At 72.1% G+C, this 12,907-nt stretch carries 13 protein-coding genes and 1 pseudogene; 13 read left to right on the forward strand and 1 reads right to left on the reverse strand.

Annotation, left to right across the window (positions count from 1 at the left end; all coding sequences use genetic code 11):
- The first annotated feature begins 102 nt into the window (after positions 1–102).
- From ACTHMS_RS23245 to dmpG, 12 genes are all read left to right on the forward strand, one after another.
- Positions 103–852: an IclR family transcriptional regulator gene (locus ACTHMS_RS23245; protein WP_440309031.1), complete on the forward strand. Its 750-nt coding sequence runs from the start codon at positions 103–105 to the stop codon at positions 850–852.
- 81 nt (positions 853–933) lie between these two features.
- Positions 934–1,995, forward strand: a complete 1,062-nt coding sequence (locus ACTHMS_RS23250) for an NADH:ubiquinone reductase (Na(+)-transporting) subunit F (protein WP_440309032.1) — start codon at positions 934–936, stop codon at positions 1,993–1,995.
- Positions 1,992–2,849 (forward strand): alpha/beta fold hydrolase, encoded by an 858-nt coding sequence (locus tag ACTHMS_RS23255; RefSeq protein ID WP_440309033.1) that lies wholly within the window; start codon positions 1,992–1,994, stop codon positions 2,847–2,849. Before ACTHMS_RS23250 ends, ACTHMS_RS23255 begins: the two co-directional genes overlap by 4 nt.
- 4 nt (positions 2,850–2,853) lie before the next feature.
- Positions 2,854–4,572, forward strand: coding sequence for a PEP-utilizing enzyme (locus tag ACTHMS_RS23260; RefSeq protein ID WP_440309034.1), 1,719 nt, complete (start codon positions 2,854–2,856; stop codon positions 4,570–4,572).
- Complete coding sequence (locus ACTHMS_RS23265) at positions 4,565–5,413, forward strand: PEP/pyruvate-binding domain-containing protein (RefSeq protein WP_440309035.1); 849 nt, start codon at positions 4,565–4,567, stop codon at positions 5,411–5,413. Before ACTHMS_RS23260 ends, ACTHMS_RS23265 begins: the two co-directional genes overlap by 8 nt.
- The gene (locus ACTHMS_RS23270; protein ID WP_440309036.1) at positions 5,410–5,976 is read left to right on the forward strand and encodes an HAD-IA family hydrolase; all 567 of its coding nucleotides are present in this window, start codon (positions 5,410–5,412) and stop codon (positions 5,974–5,976) included. The genes ACTHMS_RS23265 and ACTHMS_RS23270 overlap by 4 nt, the downstream gene beginning before the upstream one ends.
- Before the next feature lie 45 nt (positions 5,977–6,021).
- The gene (locus tag ACTHMS_RS23275; protein ID WP_440309037.1) at positions 6,022–6,858 is read left to right on the forward strand and encodes a 2-keto-4-pentenoate hydratase; all 837 of its coding nucleotides are present in this window, start codon (positions 6,022–6,024) and stop codon (positions 6,856–6,858) included.
- Entirely contained in the window at positions 6,855–7,643 is a 789-nt protein-coding gene (locus ACTHMS_RS23280; protein WP_440309038.1) for a 2-keto-4-pentenoate hydratase, read from the forward strand. The genes ACTHMS_RS23275 and ACTHMS_RS23280 overlap by 4 nt, the downstream gene beginning before the upstream one ends.
- Positions 7,643–7,837 (forward strand): 2-hydroxymuconate tautomerase, encoded by a 195-nt coding sequence (locus tag ACTHMS_RS23285; RefSeq protein ID WP_440309039.1) that lies wholly within the window; start codon positions 7,643–7,645, stop codon positions 7,835–7,837. The genes ACTHMS_RS23280 and ACTHMS_RS23285 overlap by 1 nt, the downstream gene beginning before the upstream one ends.
- Positions 7,834–9,267, forward strand: a complete 1,434-nt coding sequence (locus tag ACTHMS_RS23290; RefSeq protein ID WP_440309040.1) for an aldehyde dehydrogenase — start codon at positions 7,834–7,836, stop codon at positions 9,265–9,267. The genes ACTHMS_RS23285 and ACTHMS_RS23290 overlap by 4 nt, the downstream gene beginning before the upstream one ends.
- Before the next feature lie 55 nt (positions 9,268–9,322).
- Positions 9,323–10,282 carry an acetaldehyde dehydrogenase (acetylating) gene (locus tag ACTHMS_RS23295; RefSeq protein WP_440309041.1) on the forward strand — a complete coding sequence of 320 codons (960 nt, stop codon included), beginning with the start codon at positions 9,323–9,325 and terminating at the stop codon, positions 10,280–10,282.
- Positions 10,279–11,316, forward strand: coding sequence for a 4-hydroxy-2-oxovalerate aldolase (dmpG, locus tag ACTHMS_RS23300; protein ID WP_440309042.1), 1,038 nt, complete (start codon positions 10,279–10,281; stop codon positions 11,314–11,316). Before ACTHMS_RS23295 ends, dmpG begins: the two co-directional genes overlap by 4 nt.
- Before the next feature lie 24 nt (positions 11,317–11,340).
- Here the strand turns inward: dmpG and ACTHMS_RS23305 are convergent, their stop codons facing one another.
- A complete protein-coding gene (locus tag ACTHMS_RS23305) occupies positions 11,341–11,880 on the reverse strand; it encodes a DUF5134 domain-containing protein (protein WP_440309043.1) in 540 nt (179 codons plus the stop codon).
- A gap of 151 nt (positions 11,881–12,031) precedes the next feature.
- Between ACTHMS_RS23305 and ACTHMS_RS23310 the strand changes: the two are divergent.
- Positions 12,032–12,906, forward strand: a pseudogene (locus ACTHMS_RS23310) (FAD binding domain-containing protein).
- Position 12,907: the final 1 nt, after the last annotated feature.

The raw sequence follows: 12,907 nt of genomic DNA on the forward strand, positions 1-12,907 counted from the left end.
CTTCTTCCCCTGGGGGGGTCAACACACCGCGCTATCCCCCCGCTCCGTGTGGTGTGGGGGTGGCGGGGCGGGGTGGGGGGGCGCGCGCCCCACGGCGAGGTGGTGGAGGGCGGACTGAAGTCCGTCCTCGCCACCCTCGACCTGCTCGACTGCTTCATGGCCGCTGACGAGCTCGGCGTCAGCGACATCGCGCGCCGCCTCGGCGTCGCCAAGAGCAGTGCCCACCGCATGCTGACGACGCTCGCGGCGCGCGGCCTGGTGGAGAAGAACGCCGAGACCGGGCGGTACCGGCTCGGCCTGCACGTCTACGAGCTCGGTGCGTTGACGGCGACCCGCAACCGGCTGCGCAACATCGCGCTGCCGGTGATGGAGGATCTGCGCCGCCGCACCGGGCACACGATCCACCTCACCGTCGCCGACGGCGCGGACGTCATCCACCTCGAGCGGCTCCAGTCGATGCACGGCATCCAGGTGCTCGGTGAGATGAAGCGCCGGTTCCCCGCCCACTCGACCTCCGGTGGCAAGGCCATCGCCGCGTTCGACCCGGCCGTCGCCCAGGCGCGCCGCGAGGCCGACTTCCCTGTGCTCACCCGGAACACCGCGAAGTCGGTCAAGGAGTTCGACGCGATGCTGGCCGACGTCCGCCGGCTCGGGTACGCGATGAACCGGGACGAGGCCCTGCTGGGCTTCACCTCGATCGCCGCCCCCATCCTCGACCCGACCAACCGCGCGCGCGCCGCCATCTCGATGGCCGGCCCGACCGAGGACTTCGCCGCGTCCGTCGCGCAGGACGCCCGGCTGGTCATCAGCGCCGCCCGGTGCATCGCGAAAGCGCTGCCCTGGGTCCCTTGAGGGCGGGTCCCTCGACGACCTGCGTTCCGTGACGAGGAACGACGCCTGTGGCTGGTGTCACCGCAGCCCAAGCTTGCCGGCATGAGCGAAACCTTCACGGTCACCGTCGAACCGCTCGGGGTCGACGTCGAGTGCCGCGCCGACCAGAACATCCTCGACGCCTGTCTGCGCCAGGGCGTGAACCTGCCGCACGCGTGCACGCACGGCACGTGCGCCACCTGCAAGGTCGACGTCGTGGACGGGTCCGTCGATCTCGGCGACGCGTCGGCGTTCGCGCTGATGGAGTTCGAGCGCTCGGAGGGCAAGGCCCTGATCTGCACGGCCTGCCCTCGCAGCGACGTCACGATCGAGGCGGACGTCGACGAGGAGGAGGACGTCGTCTTCCACCCGGTGCGCGACTTCGTCGGCACGGTCCGCGAGATCGACGACTGCGCCCGCGACACCCGCCGGCTGATCGTCGACCTCGACGACGACATCGCGTTCAACCCGGGCCAGTACGTGCAGGTGTCGGTTCCGGGGCAGGGCTGCACGCGGAGCTGGTCGATCGCCAGCCCGCCGGCCCAGCCGCGCACGATCGAGCTGCACATCCGGCGCACCCCCGGCGGTCTGGCCACGGACGGATGGGTGTTCGGCCGGCTGGCCGTCGGGGACGGGATCCGGATCAGCGGCCCGTACGGGCGGTTCTTCCTGCGGGAGGCACGCGACGAGCCGGCGATCCTGATCGGCGGTGGCACCGGGCTGGCGCCCCTGAAGGCGATGGTGCGTCACGTGCTGGAGGGTGGTGTCGGGCCGCGGCTGTACCTCTACCACGGCGCGCGAACCATCGCCGACCTCTACGACGTCGACTACTTCCGCGCGCTCGAGGCCGAACACGGCGGGCGTTTCCACTACCGGCCGGTGCTGTCGGAGGACGCCGTCGACGGCGTGGCAGAGGGCTTCGTGACCGACGCCGTCGATGCCGACTACGACACCTGCGCCGGGCACACCGCCTACCTGTGCGGTCCGCCGGCGATGGTCGACGCGGCACTGAAACTGTTGATGCGGAAGCGGCTGTTCCCCCGCGACATCTACCGTGAGAACTTCTTCGACGCCTCCGACAAGTCGGGCGGCGCGAAGAGCCCGCTGCTGCGGATGTCGTCATGACGGCGTCCGGCGGCCGTCCCGCCTCACTCGCCGTCGACGAGCGGCCCGAGATCGGCCGCACGGTGGTCGCCGACGGCATCGCCACCAACTACCTCGAAGCCGGTGCCGGCGCGCCGCTGGTGTTCGTGCACGGCTCGGGCCCGGGCGTCACCGCCTACGCGAACTGGCGCGGCGTGCTGCCCGTGCTGGCGGAGCACTTCCACTGCTACGCGCCGGACATGGTGGGCTTCGGCTTCACCGAACGCCCCGACGGCATCGAGTACGGCGTCCAGACGTGGGCCGACCAGCTGCTCGGCTTCCTCGACGCCCTCGGCCTCGACCGCGTGCACCTCGTCGGGAACAGCTTCGGCGGCGCGATCGCGCTGCGGCTGGCGGCCCGGCACCCCGAGCGGGTCGACCGGCTCGCGCTGATGGGCAGCGTGGGGGTGCCGTTCCCGATCACCGAGGGGCTCGACGCGGTGTGGGGGTATCAGCCGTCGTTCGAGAACATGCGCCGAATCATGGACTACTTCGCCTACTCGCGCGAGCTGGTCACCGACGAACTGGCCGAGGTGCGCTACCGGGCGAGCGTCCAGCCCGGTTTTCAGGAGTCGTTCGGTGCGATGTTCCCCGCGCCGCGCCAGCAGTGGGTCGATGCCATGGCCACACCCGACGACGAACTGGCCGCTTTGCCGCACCGCACGCTCCTCGTGCACGGCCGTGACGATCAGGTAATCCCGCTGGCCACGTCACTGCGGCTGCTGGAGCTGATCGACGACAGCGAGCTGCACGTGTACAGCCGGTGCGGGCACTGGACCCAGATCGAGCGCGCGGAGAAGTTCAGCCGTCTGCTGGCCGAGTTTCTGGTTGACTGACGTCGTGGCCGTCATTCCGGTCGACGAGTTCGTCACCGACGAGTGGTATCCGGGGTTCACTCCGTCCTACGGCCAGGCCCCCTTCGTCGTCGAGCCGTTCGGCACGTTCAGCAAGGCCGATGAGCAACGGTTCTGGTTCCTCGACTTCCACTGGCCGCGCGGTCTCACCCCCCTCGGCACGATCGCGATGGAGGACGGCTACGCCTGGGGCACGCAGCTGGCCGCCGAGCAGCTGCCGCTGCCGCCGGGGCGTGGCGTCGCCCAGCGCATGGCCGGCACGCACGCCTACGCCGCGGCCATCCCGGTCGACCGCGCACACGAGCGTGCGGCCCGTGCGGCGCGGCTGCAGCGGAGCCTGCCCGCCGTGCTGTCGTCACTGCGCACGACCTGGGCGGACCGCGTGGACGAGCTCGACGCCGGCTGGCAGCACTTCCGGCAACGGGATCTCTCGCGCTGCTCGCTGCCCGAGCTGGCGGCGCTGCTCGACGACGCCCGCCGCTACCACCGGCGCGCGTGGGAGATCCACTTCGAGGTGATGTACCCGCTGCTCTTCAACCACCTGGCCTTCGCGCGGTTGTGTTCGCGGCTCGGTGTCGACCCTGACCGGATCGGCACGTTCCTCGCCGGCTGCGAGACGCGGATCATGGAGTCCGACCGCGCGCTCGGGGGGCTGACGGCCGCGGCCCGCAGTGCCGGACTCGCGCCCGTGTTCCACGCCCACGAGCCCGAGGACCTGGCGTCGGCACTCGCCGGGCACCCCTGGCTGGCGTTGCTCGACCGTTTCCTGGACGAGCACGGCGACCGCACCGAGGGCATCGACGATGTGGCCCTGCCCTCGTGGCGGGAGGATCCGACGCCCGTCCTCGGCACGGTCAAGACCCTGCTGCAGAAGGGGGTCGACCACGACTTCGACGCGGCGCTGACGCGCGTGCGCGCCGAGCGGGACGCCGCGCTGGACGAGGTGCGGTCGACGCTGACGGGCCAGGAGCAGCAGGTGTTCGACGCCGGCCTCGCGGCCGCCGAGCAGGCCAACTTCCCGCAGTGGCAGGACGACCACAACGTCGTCATCGACCTGCGGGTGTCGCTGCCGATGCGGCACGTCGCGCTGGAGATCGCGGCGCGGGTGGGGGCGACGCGTCCGGACGACACCGTCTTCCTCTTTTTCCCCGAACTCGCGGCGGTGGCGGCGGGGGAGCGGAGCTACACGCACTTCGCCGCGCTCGTCGAGGAGCGCCGGCAGTACTACGACCACTGGCGTGCGCGCCGGTCGCGGATGCCGAAGGTGCTGGGCACCTGCCCCGATGCGGTGAGGGATCCGATCCTGATCGAGGTCTTCGGCCTGAACCGGCAGTTCCTGCGCACGGTCGAGGCGGCCGCGGCGGGCACGGCGGTCACGACCTTCACCGGTATCGCCGCCGCCCGGGGGGTGGCCCGGGGGGCGGCCCGCGTGCTGGCCGACTCCGACGCGCTCCACCGGCTGCGGCCCGGCGAGGTGCTGGTCTGCGAGTCGACCTCACCGAACTGGACCCCCGCGTTCGCCAAGGCGGCCGCGTGCGTCTGCGACACCGGCGGCATGCTGTCGCACGCGGCGATCGTCGGACGCGAGTACGGCGTCCCGACGGTGACCGCGTGCGGCATCGCCACGGCGGTGATCAAGGACGGTGACGAGCTCGAGGTCGACGGTGACCGTGGCGTCGTGACGCTGGTGCGGGCCCATGCCTGAGGTGGTGTGGCTGGCCGACCGACCGGCGGAGACGGTCGCGGGCGGGAAGATGGCCCGGCTCGCGCAGCTGCTGGGTGTCGTGCGGGTGCCGCGGTCGTTCGTCGTCGCCGCCGGTGCGCGCGGATCCCCGACGGTCGACCGGGCGATCGCCGCCGCGTACGCCGAGCTCGGCGGGCGGGTCGCTGTCCGCTCGTCGGCGGTCGGCGAGGACGCGTCGGGTGCGAGCTTCGCGGGGATCTTCGAGTCCTACCTGGGTGTCTCCGGCGCGGCCGAGGTGGTCGCCGCCGTGCACCGGTGCTGGGACACGGTCGCGTTGCCGCGGGTCGTGGCCTACCTGCGCGAACACGGCATGGCGGAGCTGCCGATGGCGGTCGGCGTCTGCGAGCTCGTCGAGGCGGTCGCGTCCGGCGTGGCGTTCTCCGTCCACCCGTTGACCGGCAGCCCCGACCGGGTCGTGATCGAGGCGAACTGGGGCTTGGGCGAGACGGTCGCGCAGGGCACCGTCAGCCCCGATCGCATCGAGGTCGACAAGGCCGACGGTCGGGTGCTTGTCCACACCGTCACCGACAAGACCGTCGTGTCGCAGCTGTCGCCGTCCGGGCGGGTGGTGCAGGTGCCGGCCCCGCCCGAGCTGCGGTGCCGCCCGGTGCTGGACGCCGCCGGCATCGCCGCCGTGCTCGACGTGGTGCGCGCCGTCGAGCGGCACGACGGACACCCGGTCGACCTCGAATGGGTGATCGACGACGCGGGCGTCGTCGTGGTGCAGGCACGTCCGATCACGGTGGCGGTGGCGCCCGCCGTCTGGGACCCCGTGGCCCTGTTCCTGGAGAGCATGCCGTGATCCGCGCCGTCGTCTTCGACTTCGGCGGACCGGTGCTGCGCACGCCGTGGGAGCTCGGCGTCCCGGGGGGCCCGTTCGGCGACGACCCGGAGTGGCGCGCCGTCGTCGATGGGACGCTGTCCGAACGGCAGTACTGGCGCCGTCGCGCCGACGGGGACATCCCCGCGTTCATGCGCGCGGTCTACCAGGGCCAGGACGCCATCAGGCCGGAGGCCGAGCAGTGCCTTGCGGACGTCACGCGCGCCGGGCTGCGCACGGCGATCCTCACCAACGACCTCGCTGCCTTCCAGACGCCGGAATGGGTGCGCGGCAACACCTTCGTGCAGACCGTCGACGTGCTGGCCGACGCCTCCGTGACCGGTCTCGCCAAGCCTGACCCGCGCGCGTACCGGGAGGTGCTGGCGGCGCTGCGGGTCGAGGCGCGGGAGGCGGTGTTCCTGGACGACCTGCCGCGCAACGTCCGCGGCGCCCGCGCCGTCGGCATGACGGCGATCTGGTTCGACGTGGGCGACGTCGCGGGCAGTTACGCGCGGCTCGCCGACGCGGTCCACGTTCCGGTCTGAGGAACGGTCCCTCGTCTCGCTCGCCGCGCTCCCTAGTTTCGCGGCATGCGGACGATGTCCACCTCCCCCGATCGCAGGCTCGCCGACGTCGCGGATGCGTTGCTCGGCGCCTACCGCGCGCGGGCGCCCCTTCCGCCGCTGCAGCAGAAGTTCGGTGAGCTCACGATCGACGACGCCTACGCCGTGCAGTTGGCCCAGGTCGACGCCTGGCTCGCCGACGGGCGGCGATTGTCCGGCCGGAAGGTGGGCCTCACCAGCGCGGTCATGCAGCGGCAACTCGGCGTCGACCAGCCCGACTTCGGCCACCTGTTCGCGGACATGTGCTTCGCCGAGAACGCGCCCATCTTGGCCGACCGCTTCCTGCAGTCGCGCGTCGAGCCCGAGGTCGCGTTCGTCCTGAAGGGGGATCTCGCCGGTCCGGGCGTGACGGTGGCCCAGGCGATCGCCGCGGTCGACCACGTGCTGCCCGCGCTCGAAGTGATCGACTCGCGCATCGCCGACTGGCAGATCGGCATCGTCGACACGATCGCCGACAACGCCTCCAGCGGCGGGTACGTCCTCGGCAGCCGGCCGGTCGCACTCGCCGACGTCGACCTGCGCACGGGCGGCTGCGTGCTCGTCCGGAACGGTCAGGTGGCCGGCACCGGTGCCGGCGGCGCGGTGCTCGGCTCGCCGGTCAACTCCCTCGTGTGGTTGGCGAACCTGCTGGGTGAGCGGGGCGAGTCGCTGCACGCGGGCCAGGTCGTGCTGCCCGGCTCGATCACCGCGTCGGTGCCGTTCGGCCCCGGCGACGTCGTCACGGCGACCTTCGCCGGCGTCGGCACCGTCACGGCACGCATGGCCACGGAGTTCCCGGCAGGAATGGAGTTGACGTCAGCATGAGCGACACATGGACGGTCGACCGGGCAGCGGCGGCGCTGCTCGACGCCGAGGAGACCCGCACCGAGCGTGAGCCGCTCACCGACGAGTGGCCCGAGCTCGACAAGGCCACCGCGTACGACATCCAGGACGAGACGATGTACCGGCGCCTGCGCCGCGGCGAGAACGTGGTCGGCTTCAAGCTGGGTCTGACGTCGCGGGCCAAGCAGGAGCGGATGAACGTCCGTGCGCCGCTGGTCGCCTGGCTCACCGACGCGATGGCGCTGCCGGCCGGCGACCCGGTGCCGCAGGACGCGCTGATCCATCCCCGGGTCGAGCCCGAGATCGTGTTCGTGATGAAGCAGCAGCTCGCGGGGCCGGGTGTCACGGCGGCGCAGGCCCTCGCGGCGGTCGAGCGGGTCTACGCCGGCGCGGAGGTGATCGACAGCCGCTACCGCGACTTCCGCTTCACCCTGCCCGACGTCATCGCCGACAACGCCTCCTCGGGCGCGTTCGTCGTCGGCGCGGTCGGGCTGCGTCCGGAACAGCTCGACCTCGCGCTCGAGGCGGTGCTGGTCGAGGTCGACGGCGCGGTCGTCGACTCGGCCACCGGCGCCGCCGTGCAGGGCAACCCGGCCGAGGCGCTCGCCCTCGCGGCCAACGAGCTGGCCGAGCGCGGGCTGGCCATCGAGGCCGGCCAGGTGGTGCTCACCGGCGGCATGACCGATGCGGTACCGATCCCGTCGGGCGGGACGGTGTCGTTCCACTTCAGCACGCTCGGCTCGGTGCACCTCAGCGGCGGTGCGTGATGCCCTTCGTCCAGGTCTCCCTGCGCGAGGGACGCACGCCGCAGCAGCTGCGCGCCCTGATCAGCGCGCTCACCGACGCCGTCGTCGACTCCATCGGCGCCGCCAAGGACTCCGTCCGCGTCGTCATCACCGAAGTCCCGCCGACGCACTGGGCCGCCGGGGACGTCACGCTCGCGGAAAGGGCACAGTCATGACCACGCAGTTCGGACACGTCATCGATGGCGTCGAGGTCGGGTCGGTCGACGGCGCAGCGTTCGACACCGTCGACCCCTGGACCCGTCAGCCGTGGGCGCGCGTCGCGCTCGGCGGCCGCCTCGACGCCGACCGCGCCGTCGCCGCCGCCCGTCGCGCCTTCGACGAGGGGCCGTGGCCGCGCCTCGGCTTCGCCGAGCGGGGCCGCCTGCTGCACCGTCTGGCCGACCTGATGGAGGAGCGCCGCGACGAGCTCGCGCTGGCCGACTCGCGCGACATGGGCAAGCCGCTGGCGCAGGCCCGGCACGATGTCGGCCGCTCGGCACAGAACATCCGCTTTTTCGCCGACCACGCCCGGCTGGCGACGGCGGACACGCTGCCGATGGACAGCGGGCACCATGCCTACACCCGGTACGAGGCCGCGGGCGTGGTGGCCGCCATCGCCCCGTGGAACTTCCCGTTGATGCTCGAGACGTGGAAGATCGCGCCCGCGCTCGCGTGGGGCAACACGGTGGTGCTCAAGCCAGCCGAGGACACGCCGGCGTCCGCGACGATCCTGGGCCGTCTCGCTCTCGAGGCCGGCCTGCCACCCGGCGTCCTCAACATCGTGCACGGGTACGGTCCCGACTCGGCGGGTCAGGCGCTCACGGAGCACCCGGACGTCGACCGCATCACCTTCACCGGCGAGTCCGGCACCGGCAAGATCATCGCGCGGGCGGCCGCCGGCAACCTCACACCGGTCAGCCTCGAACTCGGCGGCAAGGGCGCCAACCTGGTCTTCGAGGACGCCGACCTCGCCAATGCGATCTCGTGGTCGGTCGAGGCGATCTTCCGCAACGCCGGACAGGTCTGCCTCGCCGGCAGCCGCCTCTACGTCCAGCGCAGCATCTACGAGGACTTCCTGGCCGGCTTCGTCGACGCCGCCGAGGCGCTGCGCGTCGGCGACCCGCGCGACGAGGCGACCCAGTTCGGCCCGCTCGCTTCCGAGGAGCACTACCGCAAGGTCGCCGGCTATCTCGACCTGATCGAGCAGGAGGGCGGCAAGCTGCGGACCGGTGGTCTCGGCGACGGCTGGGTGGTGCGACCCACCGTCGTCACGGATCTCGGCGCCGACTCGCGCCTCGTGCGGGAGGAGATCTTCGGGCCCATCGTGGTGGTCACGCCGTTCGACACGGAGGCCGAGGCTGTCGCCCTGGCCAACGACACGCCGTACGGCCTCAACGCGATGCTCTTCACCGACAACCTGCACCGCGCCCACCGCGTGTCTGCGGCGCTGGACGCCGGCACCGTCTGGGTCAACTGCTTCTTCATCCGCGACCTGCGCGCTCCGTTCGGAGGCGTGGGTGAGAGCGGCATCGGCCGCGAGGGCGGCAATTTCAGCCGAGAGTTCTTCACCGAGCCGAAGGCCGTGATCATGCAGGTGGACGCGTGATGCCCCGGCTCGCGTGCTGTCACGGCCGGTTCACGTCACCACAGGGGGAGCGTCGATGAGCAAGGTGAAGGTGGCCGTCATCGGATCGGGCAACATCGGCACCGACCTGATGATCAAGGTCTTGCGGCGCTCGGACGTGCTGGAGATGGGCGCCATGGTCGGCATCGACCCAGACTCCGACGGCCTGGCCCGCGCCCGGCGCCTCGGCGTGCCGACGACCGACCGGGGCGTCGACGGGCTGATCGCGCTGCCCGGGTTCGACGAGATCGCGATCGTGTTCGACGCGACGTCGGCCAGGGCCCACGTGGCCAACGCTGCCAAGCTGGCCCCGTACGGCAAGAAGCTGGTCGACCTGACGCCCGCCGCCATCGGCCCCTACGTGGTGCCGCTGGTCAATCTCGACCAGCACCTGGCCGACGATGTCGCCAACGTCAACATGGTGACCTGCGGCGGCCAGGCGACGATCCCGATGGTGCACGCGATCGCCCGGGTCACGCCGGTGCCCTACGCCGAGATCGTCGCCTCCATCGCGTCCCGCTCGGCCGGCCCGGGCACACGCGCGAACATCGACGAGTTCACCGAGACGACGGCCCACGCCATCGAGGCGGTCGGTGGCGCCGGCCGGGGCAAGGCGGTGATCGTCCTCAACCCGGCCGAGCCGCCGCTGATCATGCGCGACACCGTCCTCTGCCTGATCGGGGACGCCGACCACGACGCCATCCGGGCGTCCGTCGCCGAGATGGCCGCGTCGGTGGCCGAGTACGTGCCGGGTTACCGGCTCAAGCAGGAGGTGCAGTTCACGCCGGTGCCCGAGGGCGAGCCGGTGCACACGCTGCTGCCCGACGGGGCCGGCCCGGTGGTCACCAAGGTGACCGTGTTCCTCGAGGTCGAGGGCGCCGCCGACTACCTGCCGGCCTACGCCGGCAACCTCGACATCATGACCTCCGCCGCCGTGCGCGTTGCGGAGCGGATCGTGACCGACACCGTGCGAGCGCCCGCGGAGGTGGCCTCATGACCGAGCTCTACATCCAGGACGTCACCCTGCGCGACGGCATGCACGCCGTGCGCCACCGCATCACCCCGGCCGACGTCTCGACGATCGTCGCCGCCCTGGACGCGGCCGGCGTCGACGCCATCGAGGTGGCCCACGGCGACGGGTTGGCCGGGGGGAGCCTGACCTACGGTCCGGGCAGCAACACCGACTGGGAGTGGATCGAGGCCGCCGCGGAGCAGTGCCGACGGGCGACCCTAACCACCCTGCTGCTGCCGGGGATCGGCACGATCGCCGAGCTGAAGCACGCCTACGCGCTGGGCGTGCGCTCGGTGCGCGTGGCGACCCACTGCACCGAGGCCGACGTCGCGGCGCAGCACATCGCCACCGCGCGCGAGCTCGGCATGGACGTCTCCGGCTTCCTCATGCTCAGCCACATGGCCCCGGCGCCCGAACTGGCGCGGCAGGCCGCGCTGATGGAGTCCTACGGCGCGCAGTGCGTGTACGTCACCGACTCGGGCGGACGCCTGACCATGGACGGCGTGCGCGAGCGGGTGCGCGCCTACCGCGACGTCCTCGACCCCGGCACACAGATCGGCATCCACGCGCACCAGAACCTGTCGCTCGCGGTGGCCAACTCCGTCGTCGCCGTCGAAGAGGGCGTCACCCGGGTGGACGCATCGCTCGCGGGTCACGGCGCCGGCGCCGGCAACTGCCCGATCGAGCCGTTCGTCGCGGTGGCCGACCTGCAGGGCTGGCAGCACGGCTGCGACCTGTTCGCGCTGCAGGACGCGGCCGACGACCTCGTGCGTCCGCTGCAGGACCGGCCGGTGCAGGTCGACCGCGAGACGCTCACCCTCGGCTACGCCGGCGTCTACTCCAGCTTCCTCCGGCACGCCGAGAGCGCTGCGCGGCAGTACGGCCTCGATGTCCGCACCATCCTGCTCGAGGTCGGCCGACGTCGGCTGGTCGGCGGCCAGGAGGACATGATCGTCGACATCGCCCTCGACCTGGTCGCGGCCGGCAACGGCTCGGCGGGGAAGTCCGCGGCCGCCTGACGTGCCGGGCGGCCCGCTCGACGGTCAGGCCAGGGTGAGCAGCACCGCCGTCACCGCGTCGAGGGCCACGCGGCAGCCGAGCACGACGGGTTCGGCGGTCGCGGGACGACGCCGGCTGGTGACCGTCGCGGCGGCCGTCGCCACCAGCAACCCGAGCAGCACGACCACGGGCAGTGTCCAGCGTCCCGGGGACATCGCCATGCCGGCCATCGCGCCGGGAGGTCGTGCCGGCACGGACATCCCGAGCATGTACGCCATGGCGGTACATCCGATGGCTGCGTCCGCCCGCACCAGGACACGGCCGTCGGCGCCGTCGAGGACGTAGGTGCGCACGGCCGTCGCGGCCCACCAAACCGCCCCTACGCCGAACGCCACGCTGCCCCACCGCTGCGACGACGGTGGCATCAGTCCCAGCAGCATCGCGAGCATCGCCGCGGCCATCCCGGCGTGCAGGACGTCGCCCGGCAGCGGACGCCGCGCCCGCACCATCCGGCCGAGGTGGATCAGCGCGACCGACAGCGCGATCGCGCCGGCCGCGGCCCGCACCACGAGCGTCGCCGTCACCAGGCGGTCCCTTCGTCGGCGGCGAGCATGGAAGCGTCCGCGGTGCCTGTCAACGGCCACTTAAGGGAGTGCTTAGGTCGCCATTGACAACCGCATCAGCGAGGAGCCCACTGACCCGCACGCCGTCGGGATCCGAGCGCAGGGGTGGCACATGCAGGTTCCAGCACCGTTCGAGTACCAGCGGGCTCGACGATCGACCAGGCGGTCGGGCTGCTCGATCGGCTCGGGGACACCGCCCGGCTCGTCGCCGGCGGCCACAGCCTGCTGCCGATGATGAAACTGCGGTTGGCCAACCCCGAGTACCTGATCGACATCAACGACCTGCACGACGAGCTCGGCTACATCAGGGTCGGCAGTGACGAGATCCGCCTCGGTGCGATGACGCGACACCGTGAGCTGCTGGAGTCGGCCGAACTCGCCCGCGCGTTCCCGATCTTCGCCGATGCCGAGCGGGTCATCGCCGACCCGATCGTGCGGAATCGCGGCACGCTGGGCGGGTCGCTGTGCCAGGCGGATCCCTCGGAGGACCTCTCGGCGGTCTGCACGACGTTGGGGGCGACGTGCGTGATCCGCGGCAGGGACGGCGAGCGGACGGTGCCGATGGAGGAGTTCTACCGCGGGCCGTACGAGACCGCGGTCGGGGACGCGGAGATGCTCGTCGAGGTACGGATCCCGGTGCGTCCTCGCGGATCGAGCGCGTACGAAAAGGTCGAGCGCCGGGCGGGCGACTGGGCGGTCGCCTCGGCGGGTGCGGCGGTGTGGCTCGACGGCGACGTGATTGCCGACGCCCGCGTCGGCCTGGCGGCGGTCGGGCCGAACACGACGGGGCTGGCGGAGATCTCGGCCGCGTTGCGCGGCCGTCGCCCCGGCGAGGACGTCTACGCCGACGCCGGCGCGATTGCCGCCCGTAGCTGCAGGCCGGTCACCGACACTCGCGGAAGTGCCGACTACAAGCGGCACCTGGCCGACGAACTCACCCGCCGTGCGCTGCGTCGTGCGGTCGCCCGGATCGAGGGAGGCGCCTGAC

Origin of the sequence: Jatrophihabitans sp. (assembly GCF_051960575.1) — a bacterium.
Lineage (GTDB): Bacteria > Actinomycetota > Actinomycetes > Mycobacteriales > Jatrophihabitantaceae > JBQCEE01.

Excerpts from the sequence above, each read along its gene's own strand:
- ACTHMS_RS23255 (WP_440309033.1), top strand. The coding sequence starts at position 1,992 with ATGACGGCGTCCGGCGGCCGTCCCGCCTCACTCGCCGTCGACGAGCGG.
- ACTHMS_RS23280 (WP_440309038.1), top strand. The coding sequence starts at position 6,855 with ATGAGCGACACATGGACGGTCGACCGGGCAGCGGCGGCGCTGCTCGAC.
- ACTHMS_RS23265 (WP_440309035.1), top strand. The coding sequence starts at position 4,565 with ATGCCTGAGGTGGTGTGGCTGGCCGACCGACCGGCGGAGACGGTCGCG.
- ACTHMS_RS23250 (WP_440309032.1), top strand. The coding sequence starts at position 934 with ATGAGCGAAACCTTCACGGTCACCGTCGAACCGCTCGGGGTCGACGTC.
- dmpG (WP_440309042.1), top strand. The coding sequence starts at position 10,279 with ATGACCGAGCTCTACATCCAGGACGTCACCCTGCGCGACGGCATGCAC.
- ACTHMS_RS23295 (WP_440309041.1), top strand. The coding sequence starts at position 9,323 with ATGAGCAAGGTGAAGGTGGCCGTCATCGGATCGGGCAACATCGGCACC.
- ACTHMS_RS23275 (WP_440309037.1), top strand. The coding sequence starts at position 6,022 with ATGCGGACGATGTCCACCTCCCCCGATCGCAGGCTCGCCGACGTCGCG.
- ACTHMS_RS23290 (WP_440309040.1), top strand. The coding sequence starts at position 7,834 with ATGACCACGCAGTTCGGACACGTCATCGATGGCGTCGAGGTCGGGTCG.
- ACTHMS_RS23285 (WP_440309039.1), top strand. The coding sequence starts at position 7,643 with ATGCCCTTCGTCCAGGTCTCCCTGCGCGAGGGACGCACGCCGCAGCAG.